This window comes from Achromobacter sp. UBA4530 (genome assembly GCF_002388205.1).
Classification (GTDB): domain Bacteria; phylum Pseudomonadota; class Gammaproteobacteria; order Burkholderiales; family Burkholderiaceae_B; genus Achromobacter; species Achromobacter animicus.
Genome location: NZ_DGMA01000009.1, coordinates 408099 through 426869, shown reverse-complemented (window position 1 = coordinate 426869; position 18771 = coordinate 408099). Strand labels below are relative to the sequence as shown.

Here is an 18771-nt window from a genome sequence, read left to right as displayed (position 1 = left end):
AATCGCTGGGATCTGTAGTGAAATACCGCGACCTTAGAGACTTCATCGCCCAACTTGAACGAATGGGCGAACTCAAACGCATTGCTGCGCCGGTGTCGACGCAGCTTGAAATGACGGAGATTTCCGACCGCGTGCTGCGGGCCGAAGGCCCCGCCCTGCTGTTCGAAAACGCCCGCCACAACGGCCAGCCCGCGCAGATGCCGGTGCTGGCCAATCTATTCGGCACGCCTGCCCGCGTGGCGCGCGGCATGGGCGCCGACAACGTCAGCGCGCTGCGCGACATCGGCGAACTGCTGGCCTCGCTGCGCGAACCCGAGGCGCCCAAGGGCCTGCGCGATGCGCTGGCCAAGGTGTCGATGCTGAAATCGGCGCTGTGGGACATGAGCCCCAAGAACGTCAAAAGCCCCGCCTGCCAGGAAATCGTCTGGGAAGGCAAGGACGTGGACCTGAACCGGCTGCCCATCCAGACCTGCTGGCCGGGCGACGTGGCGCCGCTGCTGACGTGGGGCCTGGTCATTACCCGCGGTCCCAACGCCAAGCGCCAGAACCTGGGCATCTACCGCCAGCAGTTGCTGGGCCCGAACAAGCTCATCATGCGGTGGCTGTCGCACCGCGGCGGCGCACTGGATTTCCGCGACCACGCGATCGCCAACCCCGGCACGCCCTTCCCGATTGCGGTGGCGCTGGGCGCCGACCCGGCCACCACGCTGGGCGCCGTCACGCCGGTGCCGGACAGCCTGTCCGAATACCAGTTTGCGGGGCTGCTGCGCGGTTCGCGCACCGAAGTCGCGCAGGCGCTGGGCAGCAACCTGTCCGTGCCCGCGTGGGCCGAAATCGTGCTGGAAGGCCATCTGCTGCCGTCCTCGGACCCGCGTGCCATCAAGCCCGTGGTGCCCGAAGGCGTCAATCCCCCGCCCGACACCGGCTACGAAATGGCGCTGGAAGGTCCGTACGGCGACCACACCGGCTACTACAACGAGCAGGACTGGTTCCCGGTCTTCACCGTCGAGCGCATCACGATGCGCCGCAACCCCATCTATCACTCCACCTACACCGGCAAGCCGCCCGACGAGCCCGCCGTGCTGGGCGTGGCGCTGAACGAAGTCTTCGTGCCGCTGCTGCGCCGCCAGCTTCCGGAAATCGTGGATTTCTACCTGCCGCCCGAAGGCTGCAGCTACCGGCTGGCCGTGGTGTCGATCCGCAAGCAGTACGCGGGCCACGCCAAGCGCGTCATGTTCGGGCTGTGGAGCATCCTGCGCCAGTTCATGTACACCAAGTTCATCGTGGTCGTGGACGAGGACATCAATCCGCGCGACTGGAAGGAAGTGGTCTGGGCGATGACCACCCGCATGGATCCGGTGCGCGACACGTTGCTGGTGGAGAACACGCCGATCGACTACCTGGACTTCGCGTCGCCCGTGTCCGGCCTGGGCGGCAAGATGGGCCTGGACGCCACCAACAAGTGGCCGGGCGAGACGAATCGTGAATGGGGCACTCCCATCACGATGGACGCGGATGTCAAGAAGCGCGTGGACGATATGTGGGGGCAGTTGGGACTGTAGACGCGCCACTGCCTGCGCATAAAAAAACCCCGCCGCCTGGCCGGGCCCGCATTGCTGGACGAAAGTCTGGCGGTGCGGGACCGGTTGAGCGGCGGGGTTTTTATCTGGCAGCTGGCGTCAGTCGCGTTCCCGGTCGTCGTCCTGGCGCGCGCCGCGCCAGGCCTTCAAGAGCTGCCAGCCCACGAAGGCGCCGCCGGCCAGCTTCAACAGCTTGCCGCGCTTGCCGCCACGCATGAACATGGCGGACAGCGACGAACTGATGATGGGATAACGCCGCGCCATCGTGATGGCCTGCAACGCCCAGCGGGACGCGCCGCCAGACGCCAGACCCGGCAGCATGCCGCGGATGAGCGCGCTGGGCTCGAGCCTGCGCCCGGCCGACACGATGTTCTGTGCCAGCGACTCGCGCTCGATGGCCGCGCGGGCGCGCAGCAATTCGATGCGCACGGCGCGGTCGACAGTCGGAGATCTTTTCGACATGGCTTAGAACTCCTCGCGCCGGCGCACCGGCGTCTCGTCGTCGGCATGCATGTCGCGCACCCGGTCCAGCAGTTCCGCATCCCGGCCCAGCTCTTCGAGCGTGGCCGAAAACGGCGTCTGTCCGTACACGAGTCCGTGGCGCACCACCAGCAACAACACCACGCCGGCCACCCCATAGAACGCCGCCAGCAGCCCGAGGGCCAGATAGCGGTCTTCCGTGGGCCAGAACGCCACGGCGATGGTGATGGTGGCCACCAGCACCGCCAGCGTCAGAAATAGCAGGGCCGCAAACGCGAGGCCCAGCAGCTTGAGCAGGCGCGCCTTTTCGTCCGCGGCTTCCAGAGCCAGCAGCTCCAGCCGCGTGCGCATCAGCCCGACCAGGCTGGAGGCAACACCGAAAACAGTTTTTCTTAGACCCATGGCTGAAAGAACGCCGGGCGGCAGGCAACGGCATGAAGCCGTGCCTGCCGCCCGGACGTCCTGCCCTGTCAGCGGCGGCTGATCAGCAAGCCGAGCAGCAGGCCGGTCACGCCTGCGACCCCGATGGCTTGCCAGGGATTGTCGTGCACGTAGTCATCCGTCGCACGGGCAGCCTTGCGGCCACGTTCGAGGACGGCGTCTTGCGCTTCGTACAGGGCCTCGCGCGTGCGCCGCAGCGAGGTCATGGCGCGGTCGCGCAGTTCGTTGGCCTTGTCGCCGGTGCTGCTGGCGGCTTCGCGCAGCAGGCTTTCGGCGTCGTTCAGGCTGGTCTTGACACTGTCCATGAGTTTTTCTTTTGCGACGTCTTCGGATTTTCTCGTTGCCATTTTCTGAGCTCCTGTTGTGTGTCCATGACGGAAACGATGATACCAGCGGCCATGCGGGCGGAAACGCCCGCTTGCTACCGGGTGCTACTTGATCTGCGTAATCTCAACGGCGGATTTCACGCCGCCCTGATCGATGTCCTGCTTCATCACCAGATTCACGGCCGGGCAATACCAATCGGTGACCGTCGTGTTCATGCCGGGGATGGGAATGGTCAGGCCCTGAAACGTGGCCATCGTGGGATCCGAATTGCGCGTGTAGGTGATCGGGTGGCACGACTGCTTGCCCAGTGCGGTGTCCATCGAGGTCTTCTGACCAACCGATTTTTCACCGATGCGCACCGTGGTGCTGGGCTGGCCGCCCACCGGCGCTTCCTTGCCGATCTTCAGGCGGAACGACGAACCGGGCAGCTTCTGGCCCGCCGCCAGCTTGCCGTCGTAGGCAAAGAGACCCAGCATGCGCAGGTCGAACTGGCCTTCGGAAGGCTTGGGCGCTTCGCCCGCGCTGGCGTAGCGCAGGAAGGTGGCTTGGCCGCCCTTGACGGTCATCAGGTAGTCGAGCTTGGACTTGCCGGGCGGCAGGCCCGCGTAGCTGAATCGGGCAACGCCCTGCACGCGCGCGCGGCAGTTGTCGCCATTGCTTTTTGTAACTTCGGCGAAGGTCAGATCCGCGCCCAGCGCCAGATTGCCCGAGCCGGTCAGTTGGACGGCGCCGCCGTCGTGCATGAACTTCGCGTCACACACGCCGGCCTGCGCCGTAGCGGCCGCGCCCAACGCGCCGGCCGCAAAAACCAGGGATGCCATTTTTCGCATCGTCGTCACAAGCCACTCCAGAAATCCGAAAGCGCCGTCCCGCCTTGGGGACAGCTGGCTTGATACTACACCGGTTGCCGTGCCCGGCGTATGTCCGAACGTGTCGTCACGCCAGCACCGGCGCCGCGGGGGCGCGCGCCATCAGCGCCTGGATCTCCGGCACGCACGAACCGCAGCCGGTGCCGCAACCCAGCGTGTCCTTCAGCCCCGCCAGATCGCAGCCGCCTTCGATGCCTTTCAGGATGGCCGCTTCGCTAACGCCATTGCAGACGCAGAGGGTGCGCGAACGCACCGCGCCCGCAACGCGTCCCATCAGCAGCGCCGCGATGCTGGCGGGCGCCTCGCCTCCCGCAGCCCACGCCAGCAGCGGCTCCTGCGCGCGCAGGTCGCCCGTCAGCAGAAAGGCATGCAGCGTGCCTTGGCCGGCGCTGACCCGGCGCAAATAGCCGCGCGCCGGATCGTCGTACGCCACATCGGGACGCCGCAGGTCCAGCGTGTCTGCCAACTCGTGCAGCACGTCGGCTTCTGGCGCGACGCGGCTGGCGAGCCGCAACCGGACGCCGCCCGCGCCCACCGGCAGGACGACGGCATAGTCGAAGCGGTGCAGCCAGGGCGCCAGCCGGGTGCGCAGCGCCGCTGCATCGCCCTGCCGCCACGCCGCCGCCTGCCACGCAAGGCCCGCCCGCTCGGCGCGCACGGCGCTGAATTTGAGCTCGGGCTGGCGCGATATCGGATCGGCTGCCGGGTTGGTCAGCGCGTTCACGCCCAAGCCGGCCATGAACGCGCTACCCCAGTGCATCGGCACGAAGGCCTGGCCGGGAAGCAGCGACGCGTCCGCCTGCACCGGCAGCACCAGCGCGCCGCGCCGCGACTGCAGCCGGGCCAGTGACCCGGGCGCCAGATCCAGGCGGCGCATGTCCTCCGGATGCAGCGATACCCATGGCTCCTCGACATGCTGCGTCAGCACGCGAGCCAGCGAGGTGCGCGCCATCGTGTGCCAGTGATCGCGCAACCGGCCCGTCGTCAGTTGCAGCGGAAAGTCGCCGGAAACGGTTTCGGCGGTCGGCCGCCATGCGACGTCGCAGAACCGGGCGCGGCCGCTGGTGGTGGGAAACACGCCGTCGGCGTACAGGCGCGCGGTGCCCTGCCCCGCCCGGTACGGCCATTGCTGCGGTCCGTGCTGCGCCAGCACGGCGTAATCCACCGTGCTGTAGTCCAGGTCCCGGCCGGCGGTCATGCGGGCGTGCTCGGCAAAGATCTCGCTTTCGTCGCGATAGGCAAACAGCGCCGCCTTGGCCGGCGCGATGCGCGCCGCGAGCCGCTGCGCAACTGCCTGGGCCAATCGCCAGTCGGGCTGCGCGTCGCCGGGCGGCGCGATGGCGGCGCGGACCCGGCTGATGCGCCGCTCGGAGTTGGTCACCGTGCCGGATTTCTCGGGCCAGGTCGCCGCGGGCAGCACCAGGTCGGCATGGGCCAGCGTCTCGGTGCCGGCAAATGCCTCCTGCACGATGACGAACTCCGCGCGGGCCAACGCGGCCCGCACGCGCGCCTGATCCGGCAGCGACTGCGCGGGATTGGTTGCCGCGATCCACAACACCTTGATGCGCCCGTCCAGCACCGCGTCGAACATGTCGAGCGCCGTGGCGCCTGGCGCGTCGGGCAGGCGCTTCAGCCCCCACAGCCGCGCGACCTCGGCGCGGTCCGTGGCCGACGCGGGATCGCGATGGCCCGGCAGCAGGGTCGCCATGCCGCCCGCTTCCCGCCCGCCCATGGCGTTGGGCTGGCCCGTCAGCGAAAACGGCCCCGCGCCGGGACGCCCGATCTGGCCGGTGGCCAGATGCAGGTGAATCAGCGCCGCATTCTTGTCAGTGCCCGCCACCGACTGGTTCAAGCCCATCGTGTACAGCGACAGCGCCGCCGGCGCCTGGCCGAACCAGCGCGCCGCCTGGACGATGTCCTGCGCCGGCACGCCGCAGAGGCGCTGCGCCGCCTCGGGTGTCACCGTTTGCACGCGCGCCCGTAGCGTCTCGAAGCCCTCGGTATGGCGCGCGATGTAGTCCTCGTCGACCAGCCCCTCGCGCAGCATCACATGCAGCATGGCGTTGAACAGCGCCACGTCGGACCCTGGCGCGATCGGCAGATGCAGGTCGGCAAACGCCGCCGTGTCGGTGCGGCGCGGGTCGATCACGATCACCTTCATGTGCGGCCGGCTGGCCCGCGCGGCTTCCAGCCGGCGAAACAGCACGGGGTGCGCGTAGGCCATGTTGGACCCGGCGATCAGCACGGTGTCGGCCAGTTCCAGGTCTTCGTAGCAGGCGGGCGGCGCGTCCGCGCCCAGCGTGCGCTTGTAGCCCGACACCGCGCTTGACATGCACAGGCGCGAATTGGTGTCGATGTTGTTCGTGCCTGCCAGCGCCCGCGCCAGCTTGTTGAAGACGGCATAGTCTTCGGTCAGCAACTGTCCGGACAGATAAAAGCCCACGGCATCCGGGCCGTGCCGGGTAATCGCGTCGGCCAGCCGGTCCGCGGCGATGTCCAGCGCCTGCGCCAGCGCGACATCCTCAAGGGGCTGATCGCGCGCCGAACGCCATTGCGCCGACAACACGCGCGCGTCATCGCGCCGCACGGTGTCGGCAAGCGCCAGACCTTTGCTGCACAAGCGGCCGCGATTGGCCGGATGCGACTCGTCGCCGCGCACGCCAACGACCGCACCATCGCGCACCTGCACGCGCACCCCGCAGCCGGTGCCGCAATAACAGCAGACCGACGCCACGTCTCGCGCCGCTTCGTTGACGATTTCAATCCGTCGCGCCATCGGCATGTCCATGTCCTACTCCGCCCCCGCTTCGCCCAGCATCAGCCGGTCGCGCAGCGCGCCGATGCCGACGCCTTCGCGGATCAGCCGCACGTACCAGGCGCTGTCCGCCGTATCGCCGTACAGGCAGGCGCCGACCAGGCGGTCGTCGCGAATAACCAGTTTCTTGTAGACGCCGCCCGGCATGTCGGCCAGCGTGATCGTCTCGGTCTGCGCGCCGCCCGCGAAGTTGCCCGCGGAGAAAAGGTCGATGCCGGTCACCTTGAGTTTCGTCGACGTGACGCTGCCCTCGTAACGGCCGATGCCGTGCAGCGCAAGGTGATTGGCCGCGACCTTGGCCTGCTCGAACAGCGGCGCGACCAGCCCGTAGGCCGTGCCACGGTGGCTGACGCATTCCCCCACCGCATAGATGCGCGGGTCGAACGTCTGCAAGGTGTCGCTCACCACCACCCCCCGATCCACATGCAGTCCACAGCGTTGGGCCAGTTCGGTGTTGGGCCGCACCCCGGCGGCCATTACCACCAGATCCGCCGGGACTTCCGTGCCGTCGGCAAAGCGCACCGCGCGCACGCGCCCGTCCGTGCCGCCCAGGATCGACTCGGTCTGGTGCTGGAGCAAAAACGTCAGCCCCCGCGCTTCCAGGTTTTCGCGCAGCAGCGCGGCAGCCTCGCCGTCCAGTTGGCGGTCCAGCAACGCCGCGCCCAGGTGCACCACCGACACGGTCATGCCGCGCGCCGCCAGGCCGTTGGCGGCCTCCAGGCCCAGCAATCCGCCGCCGATCACCACCGCGTGACGGTAGCGCGTGGCGGCGTCGATCATGTGATTGACGTCGCCGATGTCGCGAAACGCCACCACGCCGTCCAGATCATGACCCGGCACCGGCAGGATCAAAGGCGTGGACCCGGTTGCCAGCAGCAGCCTGTCGTAAGGCGTACGAGAACCGTCGTCGGCCTGCACCACGCGCCGCGCGCGATCGATATCCGTCACCGTGCGGCCGCGCAGCAGCCGGATGCCGTGGCGTGCATACCAGTCCTCGTCGTTCAGCACGATGTCCTGCAGCGTGCGTTCGCCGGTCAGCACGGGCGACAGCAGGATCCGGTTGTAGTTGGTGTGAGGCTCGGCGCCGAACACCGTGATGTCGTAGAGATCCGGCGCGAGCGTGAGCAGCTCCTCCACGGTGCGAATCCCGGCCATCCCGTTGCCGACCACGACCAGCTTCTGCCTGGCTTGCATGACAGACCTCCTACGCGGCGGCGCGTGCCGTCGCCGCTGCTTCTTCCAACGGCGCGGGCACAACCGACAGGACCGCATTCGCCTGCGCCGCGGCCTGCGAACGTTCGGGATTACCGTGCCGGCGATGCAGAAAGTCCACCACGCCCGCGCGGCACGCAAGATACGTCGGATCGTTGGCCAGCCGCACGCGATCGCGCGGACGGGACAGCGGCACCGGCAGGATCTCCCCGATGGTCGCGGCCGGCCCGTTGGTCAGCATCACGATGCGGTCCGACAGCAGCACGGCTTCGTCCACGTCGTGGGTGACCATGATCGTGGTCGTGCGCGTCTTGGCCACGATCTTGAGCAACTCGTCCTGCAGATGCGCGCGGGTCAGCGCGTCCAGCGCGCCAAACGGTTCGTCCATCAGCAGCACGCCCGGCTCGATCGCCAGCGCGCGCGCGATGCCCACACGCTGCTTCATGCCCCCGGAAATCTCGCGCGGCAGCTTGTTCTGCGCGGGCAGCAAGCCCACCAGGTCCAGCGCGGCGCGCGTGCGCTCGGCCAGCTGGGCGCGCTTTTCCGTGGCGCCGAATACCCGCTCGACCGCCAGGTGCACGTTCTGGAAACACGTCAGCCACGGCAGCAACGAATGGTTCTGGAACACCACCGCGCGGTCGGGCCCCGGGCCGGTGATCTCGCGTTCGGCGCACAGCAGCACGCCGCTGGTCGGCCGGGTCAGCCCGGCGATCAGGTTGAGCAAGGTGGACTTGCCGCAGCCGGAGTGGCCGATCAGCGTGATGAACTCGCCCTGCTCGACCGTCAGGTCGATATCGCGCAGCGCCACGAAGGCGCCCTTGCGGGTGTCGAAGGTCTGACCCACGCGTTCGATGCGTACGAATTTCTTCATGGCGCTATTCCTCGGTATAGGTGAAACGGCGGGCCAGCGCGACCAGCAGGGTTTCCAGCAGCAGCCCCACGATGCCGATCACGAAAATGGCGATGACGATGTGCTCGACCTTCAGGTTGTTCCATTCGTCCCACAGCCAGAATCCGATGCCCGTGCCGCCCGTCAGCATCTCGGCGGCCACGATCACCAGCCAGGCGGTGCCGATCGACAGCCGCACGCCGGTCAGCATGTAGGGCAGCACGGCAGGCAGCAGCACCTTGGTCGTCACCTTCCATTCGGACAGGTTCAACACGCGCGCCACGTTCAGGTAGTCCTGCGGCACGCGAGACACGCCCACGGCGGTGTTGATGATCATCGGCCAGATCGAACAGATGAAAATCGCCCAGATCGCGGCGGGGTTGGCCGCCTTGAACAGCAGCAACCCCAGCGGCAGCCACGCCAGCGGCGACACCGGCCGCAACAGGCTGACGATCGGCGAGAACATGGCGCGCACGGCGGCGTAACGGCCGATCGCAAAGCCCACGGGGATGCCGACCAGCGCCGCCAGCCCGAAGCCGATCGCCACGCGTTCCAGCGAAGCCAGCAGGTTCCAGCCGATGCCCTTGTCGTTGGGGCCGTTGTCGTAGAACGGGTCCGAGAAAAGCTCGACGGCCGCATGCCACGTGACGCCCGGCGTCGGGATCTCCGGTATGCGCATCGCCACCACCTGCCAGACCAGCACGAAGAGCGCAAAGCCGGCGACGGGCCCCACGACCGCCTTCAGCGCGGATTCCAGGCGTTCCCGCCACAACGCGGCGAATGCGTCGCCGCGGGTTGTCATCGTTACGGTAGACATTTCGAGTCCCCTTTGGTGGTGGCCATCAGACCTTGACCTTGAAACCGTCGGCATACGCCGCCGGATTGCTGCCGTCCCAGACCACACCGTCGATCAGCTTGGACGTACGCGTTTCGCTGGCGGGCAGCGCAACGCCCGCGGCCTGCGCGGCCTGCTTGTAGACGTCGACGCGATTGATCTGGGTGGCGATCGCCTGGTAATCGGGATGCTCCTTCAGCAAGCCCCAGCGCTTGTGCTGTGTCAGGAACCACATGCCGTCGCTCAGGTACGGAAAATTGGCGGCGCCGTCCGCATAGAAGCGCATGGCGTGCGCGTCCGACCACTTCTTGCCCAAGCCATCGTCGTACTGCCCCAGCATTCGGTCCACGATGACGCCCGCATCGGTGTTGACGTAGGACTTGGCGGCGATGGTCTCGGCCGTCTTGCGGCGGTTCTCGGGCGACGCGTCGATCCATTTGCCGGCTTCCAGGATCGCGGCGGTGACCGCACGCGCGGTATTGGGATTGCGGTTCACGAAGTCGGCGCTGGCGCCCAGGACCTTTTCGGGGTGGTCGGTCCAGATGCCCTGCGACGTCACCGTGGTGAAGCCAATCTTGTCCATGATGGCGCGCGCCCCCCACGGCTCGCCCACGCAGTAGCCGTCCATGTTGCCCACGCGCATGTTCGCCACCATCTGGGGCGGCGGCACGGTGATCACCTTGGCGTCCTTCATGGGATTGATGCCATGAGCCGCCAGCCAGTAATACAGCCACATCGCGTGCGTGCCCGTCGGAAAGGTCTGTGCGAAGGTGTATTCGCGCTTGTCGGCCGCCATCAGCTTGGCCAGCGATTCGCCGTCGCGTGCGCCCGCTTCCAGCAGCTTGTTCGATAGCGTGATCGCCTGACCGTTCTGGTTCAGGCTCATCAGCACGGCCATGTCCTTCTTCGGACCGCCGATGCCCATGTGCACGCCGTAGACCAGGCCGTACAGCACGTGGGCCATGTCCAGTTCGCCGTTCATGAGCTTGTCGCGCACGGCGGCCCAAGATGCTTCCTTCGACGGCGTGATCTTGACCCCGTACTTCTTGTCGATGCCGAGCACCGACGCCATCACCACCGAGGCGCAGTCGGTCAGCGGAATGAAGCCGATCTTGACCTCGGTCTTTTCCGGCGCGTCTGTCCCGGCGGCCCATGCGCCGGCGCGCACCAGCGGATCGACCAGCGAAAGCAGGCCGGCGCCGGCTACCGCGCGCGCCGTGCCGCCCAGCCATTTGCGGCGGCTGGCGTTGGCGGTCGCGTCGGCGGGCGCGGTGACGGTCGAGGAACTGCGGGTCATGAGCGTCATGGAGGGTTCCTTGCGGGGTGACGGAAAAAATGGCGGAAAAAAAAAACGTCCCGCGCGCCACGGATCTGGATCCGATGGCGCAGCGGAACGTCGTTGTCCCTGGCCGCGTGTCGCGGCGTGTTGCGTCGGGCGACCGCCGTTGGCCGCCCCGTTTTCACTTAAGCAATCGCTGTGCCAGTTTTTCGCGGAAAGATGCCAACCGCCCTGCAGGCCGCGCGGGCGCTGGCGCTGCGGCGATTCCGCGGCGTCAGCGCCGTGCTGCCGTGAATCAGGGGCGGAGCCATATTGGTGCGCAGAGCGATGCCGCAGCGCACCATCGCTGTGCGGCGCGCGCCCCGCCACCTTGCTCAGGCACCCGCCGCCGCGTGCGGCAACCATGGCATGGAACTTGCATCAGCAAGCAGACAGGGGGTGTTTCATGCTGAAGGTCATGCTGCTCAACGATGGCGAAGGACGCGCGGCGTCGCTGCGGCAAACGCTTGCCGCAGCGGGCGTGCACGTCGTCGCCGAGGTGGCCCCGGGCGCCGACCTGGCCGCCAGCATCGCGCAGTCCGCCGCCGACGTCGTACTGATCGACAGCGACGCCCCCGGCCGCGACACGCTGGAGAACATCTGCGTCGCCAGTTCGTACAGCGACCGGCCAGTCGTGATGTTCACCGACAACGACAACCGCGAGACCATCCGCACGGCGCTACGCGCAGGCGTGGCCGCCTATGTGGTGGGCGATGTGCCGGCCGCCCGCATCGAACCCCTGCTGACCGTGGCGATCGAGCGCTTTGCCGTGGAGAAGACCCGCCGCGAGGAACTGCGCGAGGCCCAGCTCCGCCTGGCGGACCGGCAGTGGGTGGAGAAGGCCAAGGGTATCCTGATGAAGACGCGCGCCGTTTCCGAGGAAGACGCGCATCGGCTGCTGCGCGAGCGCGCCATGCAAAGCCAGAAACGGCTGGGCGAAGTCGCCCGCGAAGTCGTCGAAATGAGCCAATGGCTGGGCAGCGCCTGACACGCTGCCAAATAAATTTTGGCTATATGAAATAAAGAAATCAAAAGTTGTGGGGATGAGAACCCGTCCCTATCATCGACCCACATTGAGCCGGGTACGCCCGAGGCTGGCATTCATGAAGCTTTTCCCGATTTTTGCCGATCTGACAGACCGGCTGGTACTCGTTGTTGGCGGCGGCGCCGTCGCCGAACGCAAGACGCTCGCGCTGCTGGAGGCCTGTGCCAATGTGGTCGTGGGCGCGCCCGAACTAACGCCGGCCCTGGCGGCCCTTGCGGCCGAGGGCCGTATCCGCCATCTGCCGGGGCCGTTCGACCCCGCCTGGCTGCACGACATGTGGCTGGTCGTGGCCGCCACCGACGATCGCGCGGTCAACGCCGCGGTCTCAGAGGCTGCGAAAGCGCGCCGCATATTCACCAACGTCGTGGACGACCCCGAGCTGTCGTCTTTCCAGGTGCCGTCCATCGTCGACCGGTCGCCGGTCATCGTCGCCATTTCGTCGTCGGGCGTGGCCCCCGTGCTGGCCCGCCGCATCCGCGAGCGCATTGAATCGCTGTTCGATCACACGCTGGGCCAGCTTGCCGGCCTGGCGGCCACCTACCGCAAACGCATCCGCGCCAGCCACCCGGACCTGGGCGCGCGCCGCCGCTTCTATGACTGGTTGCTGGATGGCCCGGTCGCGGGATTCCTGCGCCAGCAACAACCGGCGCAGGCCGAGGCCGCGCTGGCCGATGCGCTGGCCTCGCCCATCGCGCCCGCCGAGGGCAGCGTGGTGCTGGTCGGCGCTGGCCCTGGCGACCCCGGTCTCCTGACGCTCAAGGCCCTGCGCGCCCTGAACGAGGCCGACGTCATCCTCTACGACCGGCTGGTCAGCGACGAGGTCATGTCGCTTGCCCGGCGCGACGCCGAACGCGTGTCGGTGGGCAAGCTGCCCGGCGAAAACCATCACGCGACGCAGGCGCGCATCCATGCGCTGCTGGTCGAACACGCGCACGCCGGCCGCCGCGTGGTGCGGCTAAAAGGTGGCGATGCATTCATTTTTGGCCGCGGCGGCGAGGAACTGGAATTTCTGCGCGCGCACGGCGTGCGCTACGAAGTGGTGCCGGGCATTACGGCGGCGCTGGCCTGTGCCGCCTATGCCGGCATTCCGCTGACGCACCGTGAGCACGCGCAATCGGTGCGCCTGATCACCGCGCATTGCCGCGAAGATGAAGACAACCTGGATTGGCCCGCGCTGGCGCGCGAAAAACAGACATTGGCGTTCTATATGGGTGTGGGCCAGCTTGAATTGCTGACCCAGCGCCTCCTGCGCCATGGCCGTTCGCCCGAGACGCCGTTTGCGCTCATCGAAAACGGCAGCCGGCCCGAACAGCGTGTGGTGTCGGGTCCGCTGGCGCAACTGCCGGAACTGGCGCGGGAACATGCCGTCCGGTCCCCCGCCCTGCTGATCGTGGGCGAGGTCGCCGGCTTGGCGCCGCAGTTGCATTGGTTCGGCCAGCACCTGGGACAGCCGGCGGTTACGGCGTGAAAACCTGACCTGCTGACCGGGCGCGGTCCTGGGCCGCTGTGCGGTCGAGGTCCGGCCGATCCCGGGAAGGGAACCGGCCGCAACGCGTCTTCAGCCCTTTTGCTTTCAGCCCTTTTGCTGCGTGCCGAAGATGCGGTCGCCGGCGTCGCCCAGGCCCGGCATGATGTAGCCGTGCTCGTTCAGGCCGTCGTCGATGGACGCGGTGTAGATGTGCACGTCCGGGTGCTTGGCCAGCACCGCGTCGATGCCCACCGGCGCGGCCACCAGCACCAGCGCGCGGATTTCCTTGCAGCCGGCGCGCTTGAGCAGGTCGATGGCGGCGACCATCGAGCCGCCCGTCGCCAGCATGGGGTCAACGATCAGCGCCAGGCGCTGGTCCAGTTCGCCGACCAGGCGTTCCAGATACGTGTGGGCTTCCAGCGTCTCTTCGTTGCGGGCCACGCCCACGACGCTGACCTTGGCGCCCGGAATCAGGCTCAGCACGCCGTCCAGCATGCCGATGCCGGCGCGCAGGATCGGCACGACGGTGACCTTCTTGCCGGCGATCTTCTCGACCTCGACCTGGCCACACCAGCCCTCGACGGTGGCGGGCGCCAGCGGCAGGTCCTTGGACGCTTCATACGTCAGCAACGCGCCCACTTCCTGCGATAGTTCACGGAAGCTCTTGGTACTGAGGTCGGCGCGCCGCATGATCCCGAGCTTGTGGCGGATCAGCGGATGGCGGATTTCGTGCACGGGCATGTGCGTAACTCTCCAGAGTATTTGTTGGTCAGAATTCTTTTGGCCTCAGGCGGCCGCGGGCAAGGCGCGGCGCGCTTGCCTTTCATGGTCGTGGGCACATGGGAGGATCGTAAACGTTTTAAGCCCGCCCCGCCGCCGGGCCGCCCCAAGGCGGGGCAGCCCCCCTCGGGGGGCAGCTAGCGCACAACGTGCGCGCGGCGTGGGGGCCTACATTCATTGTTCGGCGAGCCAGGAGATCAAGGCGTCGTCGAAGGCTCGGACCGCGCCAGCCTGTTCGTGGTTGACGATGCTGACGACGACATAGCGCTTGCCGCTCGCCCCCAGCACGTAGCCGGCGATCGAACGCACGTCGCGCAGCGAGCCGGTCTTCAGATGCGCCATGCCGAGCGTGCCGTTGCCCTTCAGGCGGCGGCGCACCGTTCCGTCCACGCCGGCGATGGCAAAGGACGAAATGTATTCCGGCATCACCGGCGAATTCCAGGCCACGGTCAGCATCGACGCCAGGCTATCCGCGGACACACGGGCCTCGCGCGACAGGCCGGCGCCGTTGTCGATGACCAGCTCCGGCATGTCCAGCCCCTGCTTGGCCAGGAGTTGCTTGGCAACCTCTTCGCTGCTGGCCACAGTGGCCGGCCGGCGGCCGCGCTCGGCGCCCAGCGTCAGCAGCAGGGTGCGCGCCATGACGTTGTTGCTGCGCTTGTTGATCTGGCGGATGGCCTCGGCCAGCGTCGGCGAATCATGCGAGGCCAGCACCACCGCGTCCGCCGGCACCATGCCGGACCGGACCTGTCCCTTGAACGTGCCGCCCAGTTCCTTCCAGAGCATGCGGAAGACCTCGGTGGCGTACTCGGGCTGGGACAGCGCCAGGCGATACAGGCTGAACTCCCCGCACGAACCCGCCACCTTGCCGTTGACGCGGATGGTCACGCCCTGCTGGGTAATGACGGGATCGGTCGTGACCACCGGCGGACCCGGGCAGCGGATGTCGCTCCACTCCACCTGGCCTTCGATTTTCAGGCCGGGGAGCGGCGGGTCGATCAGCGGCACCCATTTATTGGCGACCGGGTCCGGCGTGAACAGGAGCCGCAGTGCGCCAAAGCCCACCATCAGCGCGTCAGGACTGGCGTTGTAGGCCCGGTCGGGCGCGCCATCGAACGCGCCGGGGTCGATCGACACCTGGCCGAAGATGCTGCGGTCGATCACCAGGTCATTGATCTGCTTGACGCCGCGCAGCCGCAGCTCGCGCAGCAGTGTCCATAGATCCTGCATGAGGAATTGCGGATCGCCCCCGGCCCGCAGGTACAGCGGACCGGTCAGCACGCCCTTGGCGTCGGGGCGCGAGCCGGGCGCCGTCATGAATTCGGTGCGCCAGACGTAATTGGGCCCCAGCTCGGACAGCGCCGCCCAGGTCGTGACCAGTTTCATCACGGACGCGGGATTGCGGCCCTCCTTGGCGTTCAGCGCCACCAGCCGCGGGCCGCCCACCTCCTGCACCACCAGCGACAGCGAACTGTCGGGCAGCTTGCTGGCTTTCCAGGCCTTCACCACGTCGGGCGGCAACCCGGGAACCTGCGCAAAGGCAGCGCACGCGGCCAAGGCCAGGACACCGCCGGCCAGCCACTGCTTCAGTCCGCCCACCCGCCTGATCACTTGTCCCGTCATGCCTCGCCCACCTGGTTGCTCGTCCAGCAAAACCGAGAGCATACAAAACCTGGAACGGTTACGGGCGGCGCGGGACGGCCCTCGGGGCCTTTTGGCGGCGTATTTATTTGCGCGGGGCGCCGATCCGCCCCTATTAACCGTCCCCTTTACAATATGCGGTTGCCCCAAGCCCGCCCAACCGGCATGGCTCGACATTTGCAGGGCCGATCCCATTGCTCCAGATACCCGCGTGACCCAGTCCTTCACCGTTTCCGATTTCGACTACGAACTGCCGCCCGAGCTCATTGCGCAGACGCCGGCCGCCGAGCGCACGGGCAGCCGCCTGCTGCACCTGGACGCCGCCAGCCAGCTGCATGACCGCCAGTTCGCCGACTTGACCTCCCTCTTGCGGCCCAACGACCTGCTGGTGTTCAACGACACCCGCGTCATCAAGGCGCGTCTGCCGGGCCACAAGATCACCGGCGGCAAGATCGAGGTGCTGGTCGAACGCATCACCGAACCCGACCGCGTCCTGGCGCACGTGCGTGCCAGCAAGTCGCCCGGCGCGGGCATGGTGCTGCGCCTGGCCGACGCCTTCGAGGCCACGGTGCTGGGCCGCGAAGGCGAACTCTTCGACATCCGCTTCCCCGGCCCCGTGCTCGACCTGCTGGACGCCCACGGCGCGACGCCGCTGCCGCCGTACATCACGCACGCCGCGGACGCGGGCGACGACGACCGCTACCAGACCGTCTACGCGCGCGAACCCGGCGCCGTCGCCGCCCCCACGGCCGGCCTGCATTTCGACCAGCCCACGCTGGAGCGCCTGGAGGGCCTGGGCGTGGCCCGCGCCTTCGTCACCCTGCACGTGGGCGCCGGCACTTTCCAGCCCGTGCGCGTGGACAACCTGGCCGACCACGTCATGCACGCCGAATGGTTCACCGTTCCGCAGGCCACCGTGGACGCGATTGCCGCGGCCCGGGCCAAGGGCGGACGCGTGATCGCTGTCGGCACCACCAGCGTGCGCGCGCTGGAATCGGCCGCCGCGCAGACCGAGGGCCGCACGGCCCCCGGCGTCCCGCTGGCCCCCGCCCAGGGCGACACGCGTCTGTTCATCACCCCCGGTTATGAGTACCGGGTGGTGGACGCGCTGGTCACCAACTTCCATCTGCCCCAGTCGACCCTGCTGATGCTGGTGTCGGCGCTGGCCGGCGTCGAGGCCATCCGCCGCGCCTACGCCCACGCCGTCGCCGCGCGCTACCGCTTCTTCAGCTACGGCGACGCCATGTTCATCGAAACCCCTGCCTCATGACCGGACTCAACTTCGAACTGCTCGCCACCGACGGCGGCGCCCGCCGCGGCCGCATCACGCTGAACCACGGCGTGGTCGAGACCCCCATCTTCATGCCGGTGGGCACCTACGGCAGCGTCAAGGCGATGATGCCGCACGAGCTCAAGGAAATCGGCTCGCAGATCGTGCTGGGCAACACCTTCCACCTGTGGCTGCGCCCCGGCACCGAAATCATGGAAAAGCATGGCGGCCTGCACGGCTTCATGCAGTGGGACAAACCCATCCTGACCGACTCGGGCGGCTTCCAGGTGTTCAGCCTGCAGGGCATGCGCAAGATCACCGAGGAAGGCGTGAAGTTCGCCTCGCCCATCGACGGCGCGCGCCTGTTCCTCACGCCCGAGGAATCGATGCGCATCCAGCGCTCGCTCAATTCCGACATCGTCATGGTGTTCGACGAGTGCACGCCCTATGAAATCGACGGCCGCCCCGCCACCGTCGAAGAAGCCGCGCGCTCCATGCGCATGTCGCTGCGCTGGGCGCGCCGCTCCCGCGACGAATTCGACCGCCTGGGCAACCCGAACGCGCTGTTTGGCATCGTGCAGGGCGGCATGTACGAGTCGCTGCGCGACGAGTCCCTGGCCGGATTGCAGGACATCGGCTTTCATGGCTACGCGATCGGCGGCCTGTCGGTGGGCGAGCCCAAGGAAGACATGATGCGCATCCTGGCGCACGTGACGCCCAAGCTGCCCGTCCAGGCCCCGCGCTACCTGATGGGCGTGGGCACTCCCGAAGACCTGGTCGAGGGCGTGAGCCGCGGCGTCGACATGTTCGACTGCGTCATGCCCACCCGCAACGCCCGCAACGGCTGGCTGTTCACGCGCTTTGGCGACGTGAAGATCCGCAACGCCAAGTACCGCGACGACACCCGCCCGCTGGACCCGAGCTGCAGCTGCCACACCTGCGGCAATTTCTCGCGCGCTTACCTGCACCACCTGCAGCGCGCCAACGAAATCACCGGCGCGCGCCTGAACACGCTTCACAACCTGCACTTCTATCTGACTATCATGCAAGAAATGCGCGAGGCCATTGCGGAAGGCCGCTTTGACGCCTGGCGCGCCCAGTTCGCCGCGGACCGCGCCCGCGGCATCGAGTAGCCGGTTAAAAAAGCCCCGCCAGGGGCTTTTACCGGCAGGTTTCGCCCCCATTTGTCCGGGCAGGCCGCCGCTGCAAACGGAAGCCGCCTTGACGCCCGGGATGACATCCGGGTTAAAGGCGGGCGATAACCTCTATACAATAGTCGGCTTGCCCTATCCATGGCTCGCGCGGGGATGGGCGCATTAAAAACATAGCGATAAACCCAAACAGACTCAAACGCAGGAGAATTCAATGTCCGTTATCGATACCGCCAGCCTCGTCGTGGCCCAGGCCGCCGCCCCCGAAGGCAATGCGCTGATGGGCATGCTGCCCATCATCCTGATGTTCGTGATCCTCTATTTCCTGATGATCCGTCCGCAGATGAAGCGCCAGAAGGAACACCGCAACTTGATCGCGGCCCTGGCCAAGGGTGACGAAGTCGTCACCGCCGGCGGCCTGCTCGGCAAGGTCACCAAGGTCAACGACAGCTACGTCACCGTCGAAGTGTCCGAACTGGCCGACAAGCCCGTCGAAGTCATCATGCAGAAGTCGTCGGTCTCGACCGTTCTGCCCAAGGGAACCATCAAGGCCCTGTAAGCGTCCCAGAAGAGCCCCAACGGGGCTCTTGTCCTTGAAGGCGCCTACCGCCGCCCGCCGCGCTCACCCGCTCGGGCGGCCCTTTCATCTC

General features: G+C 67.5%; 16 protein-coding genes and 1 pseudogene. 6 read left to right on the top strand and 11 right to left on the bottom strand.

All coding sequences use genetic code 11. The features are described 5' to 3' along the window. Nucleotides 1-17: 17 nt before the first annotated feature. Entirely contained in the window at nt 18-1562 is a 1545-nt protein-coding gene (ubiD, locus tag B2W22_RS11420) for a 4-hydroxy-3-polyprenylbenzoate decarboxylase (RefSeq protein ID WP_175124549.1), read from the top strand. A 117-nt stretch (nt 1563-1679) separates the two neighbouring features. Here ubiD and B2W22_RS11415 read toward each other — a convergent pair whose 3' ends face one another. From B2W22_RS11415 to B2W22_RS11375, 9 genes and pseudogenes are all read right to left on the bottom strand, one after another. After that, nucleotides 1680-2042 (bottom strand): hypothetical protein, encoded by a 363-nt coding sequence (locus B2W22_RS11415; RefSeq protein WP_175124548.1) that lies wholly within the window; start codon nt 2040-2042, stop codon nt 1680-1682. A gap of 3 nt (nt 2043-2045) precedes the next feature. Then, the gene (locus B2W22_RS11410) at nt 2046-2462 is read right to left on the bottom strand and encodes a phage holin family protein (RefSeq protein ID WP_175124547.1); all 417 of its coding nucleotides are present in this window, start codon (nt 2460-2462) and stop codon (nt 2046-2048) included. A gap of 68 nt (nt 2463-2530) precedes the next feature. Continuing rightward, nucleotides 2531-2848, bottom strand: coding sequence for a DUF883 family protein (locus B2W22_RS11405; RefSeq protein WP_105240220.1), 318 nt, complete (start codon nt 2846-2848; stop codon nt 2531-2533). Between the two features lie 84 nt (nt 2849-2932). Next, nucleotides 2933-3658 carry a hypothetical protein gene (locus tag B2W22_RS11400; RefSeq protein WP_370633016.1) on the bottom strand — a complete coding sequence of 242 codons (726 nt, stop codon included), beginning with the start codon at nt 3656-3658 and terminating at the stop codon, nt 2933-2935. 106 nt (nt 3659-3764) lie between these two features. Continuing rightward, complete coding sequence (locus tag B2W22_RS11395) at nt 3765-6485, bottom strand: nitrate reductase (protein WP_175124545.1); 2721 nt, start codon at nt 6483-6485, stop codon at nt 3765-3767. An 18-nt stretch (nt 6486-6503) separates the two neighbouring features. Next, nucleotides 6504-7706 (bottom strand): annotated as a pseudogene (locus B2W22_RS11390) (NAD(P)/FAD-dependent oxidoreductase); the annotation flags it as partial. A 10-nt stretch (nt 7707-7716) separates the two neighbouring features. Then, nucleotides 7717-8595, bottom strand: coding sequence for an ABC transporter ATP-binding protein (locus B2W22_RS11385; RefSeq protein ID WP_175124543.1), 879 nt, complete (start codon nt 8593-8595; stop codon nt 7717-7719). 4 nt (nt 8596-8599) lie between these two features. After that, on the bottom strand, nt 8600-9430 hold the full coding sequence (gene ntrB / locus B2W22_RS11380) for a nitrate ABC transporter permease (RefSeq protein WP_175124542.1): 831 nt from the start codon (nt 9428-9430) through the stop codon (nt 8600-8602). Between the two features lie 25 nt (nt 9431-9455). Further along, the gene (locus tag B2W22_RS11375) at nt 9456-10754 is read right to left on the bottom strand and encodes a CmpA/NrtA family ABC transporter substrate-binding protein (RefSeq protein WP_239212833.1); all 1299 of its coding nucleotides are present in this window, start codon (nt 10752-10754) and stop codon (nt 9456-9458) included. A 418-nt stretch (nt 10755-11172) separates the two neighbouring features. On the opposite strand from B2W22_RS11375, the gene B2W22_RS11370 reads away from it, so the two are divergent. Further along, a complete protein-coding gene (locus B2W22_RS11370; RefSeq protein ID WP_175124541.1) occupies nt 11173-11754 on the top strand; it encodes an ANTAR domain-containing response regulator in 582 nt (193 codons plus the stop codon). A gap of 115 nt (nt 11755-11869) precedes the next feature. Then, nucleotides 11870-13279 (top strand): siroheme synthase CysG, encoded by a 1410-nt coding sequence (cysG, locus tag B2W22_RS11365; protein ID WP_175124540.1) that lies wholly within the window; start codon nt 11870-11872, stop codon nt 13277-13279. 105 nt (nt 13280-13384) lie between these two features. Here cysG and upp read toward each other — a convergent pair whose 3' ends face one another. Both upp and dacB read right to left on the bottom strand, forming a co-directional pair. Continuing rightward, a complete protein-coding gene (gene upp, locus B2W22_RS11360) occupies nt 13385-14020 on the bottom strand; it encodes a uracil phosphoribosyltransferase (RefSeq protein WP_175124539.1) in 636 nt (211 codons plus the stop codon). 213 nt (nt 14021-14233) lie between these two features. Next, the gene (dacB, locus tag B2W22_RS11355) at nt 14234-15682 is read right to left on the bottom strand and encodes a D-alanyl-D-alanine carboxypeptidase/D-alanyl-D-alanine endopeptidase (RefSeq protein ID WP_175124538.1); all 1449 of its coding nucleotides are present in this window, start codon (nt 15680-15682) and stop codon (nt 14234-14236) included. A gap of 229 nt (nt 15683-15911) precedes the next feature. On the opposite strand from dacB, the gene queA reads away from it, so the two are divergent. The 3 genes from queA (at nt 15912) to yajC (ending at nt 18680) form a co-directional block, all read left to right on the top strand. Further along, nucleotides 15912-16970, top strand: a complete 1059-nt coding sequence (queA, locus tag B2W22_RS11350) for a tRNA preQ1(34) S-adenosylmethionine ribosyltransferase-isomerase QueA (protein WP_286937698.1) — start codon at nt 15912-15914, stop codon at nt 16968-16970. Beyond that, entirely contained in the window at nt 16967-18103 is a 1137-nt protein-coding gene (tgt, locus tag B2W22_RS11345; RefSeq protein WP_218343114.1) for a tRNA guanosine(34) transglycosylase Tgt, read from the top strand. Before queA ends, tgt begins: the two co-directional genes overlap by 4 nt. A 232-nt stretch (nt 18104-18335) precedes the next feature. Then, nucleotides 18336-18680 (top strand): preprotein translocase subunit YajC, encoded by a 345-nt coding sequence (gene yajC, locus B2W22_RS11340; protein WP_042794815.1) that lies wholly within the window; start codon nt 18336-18338, stop codon nt 18678-18680. Nucleotides 18681-18771: the final 91 nt, after the last annotated feature.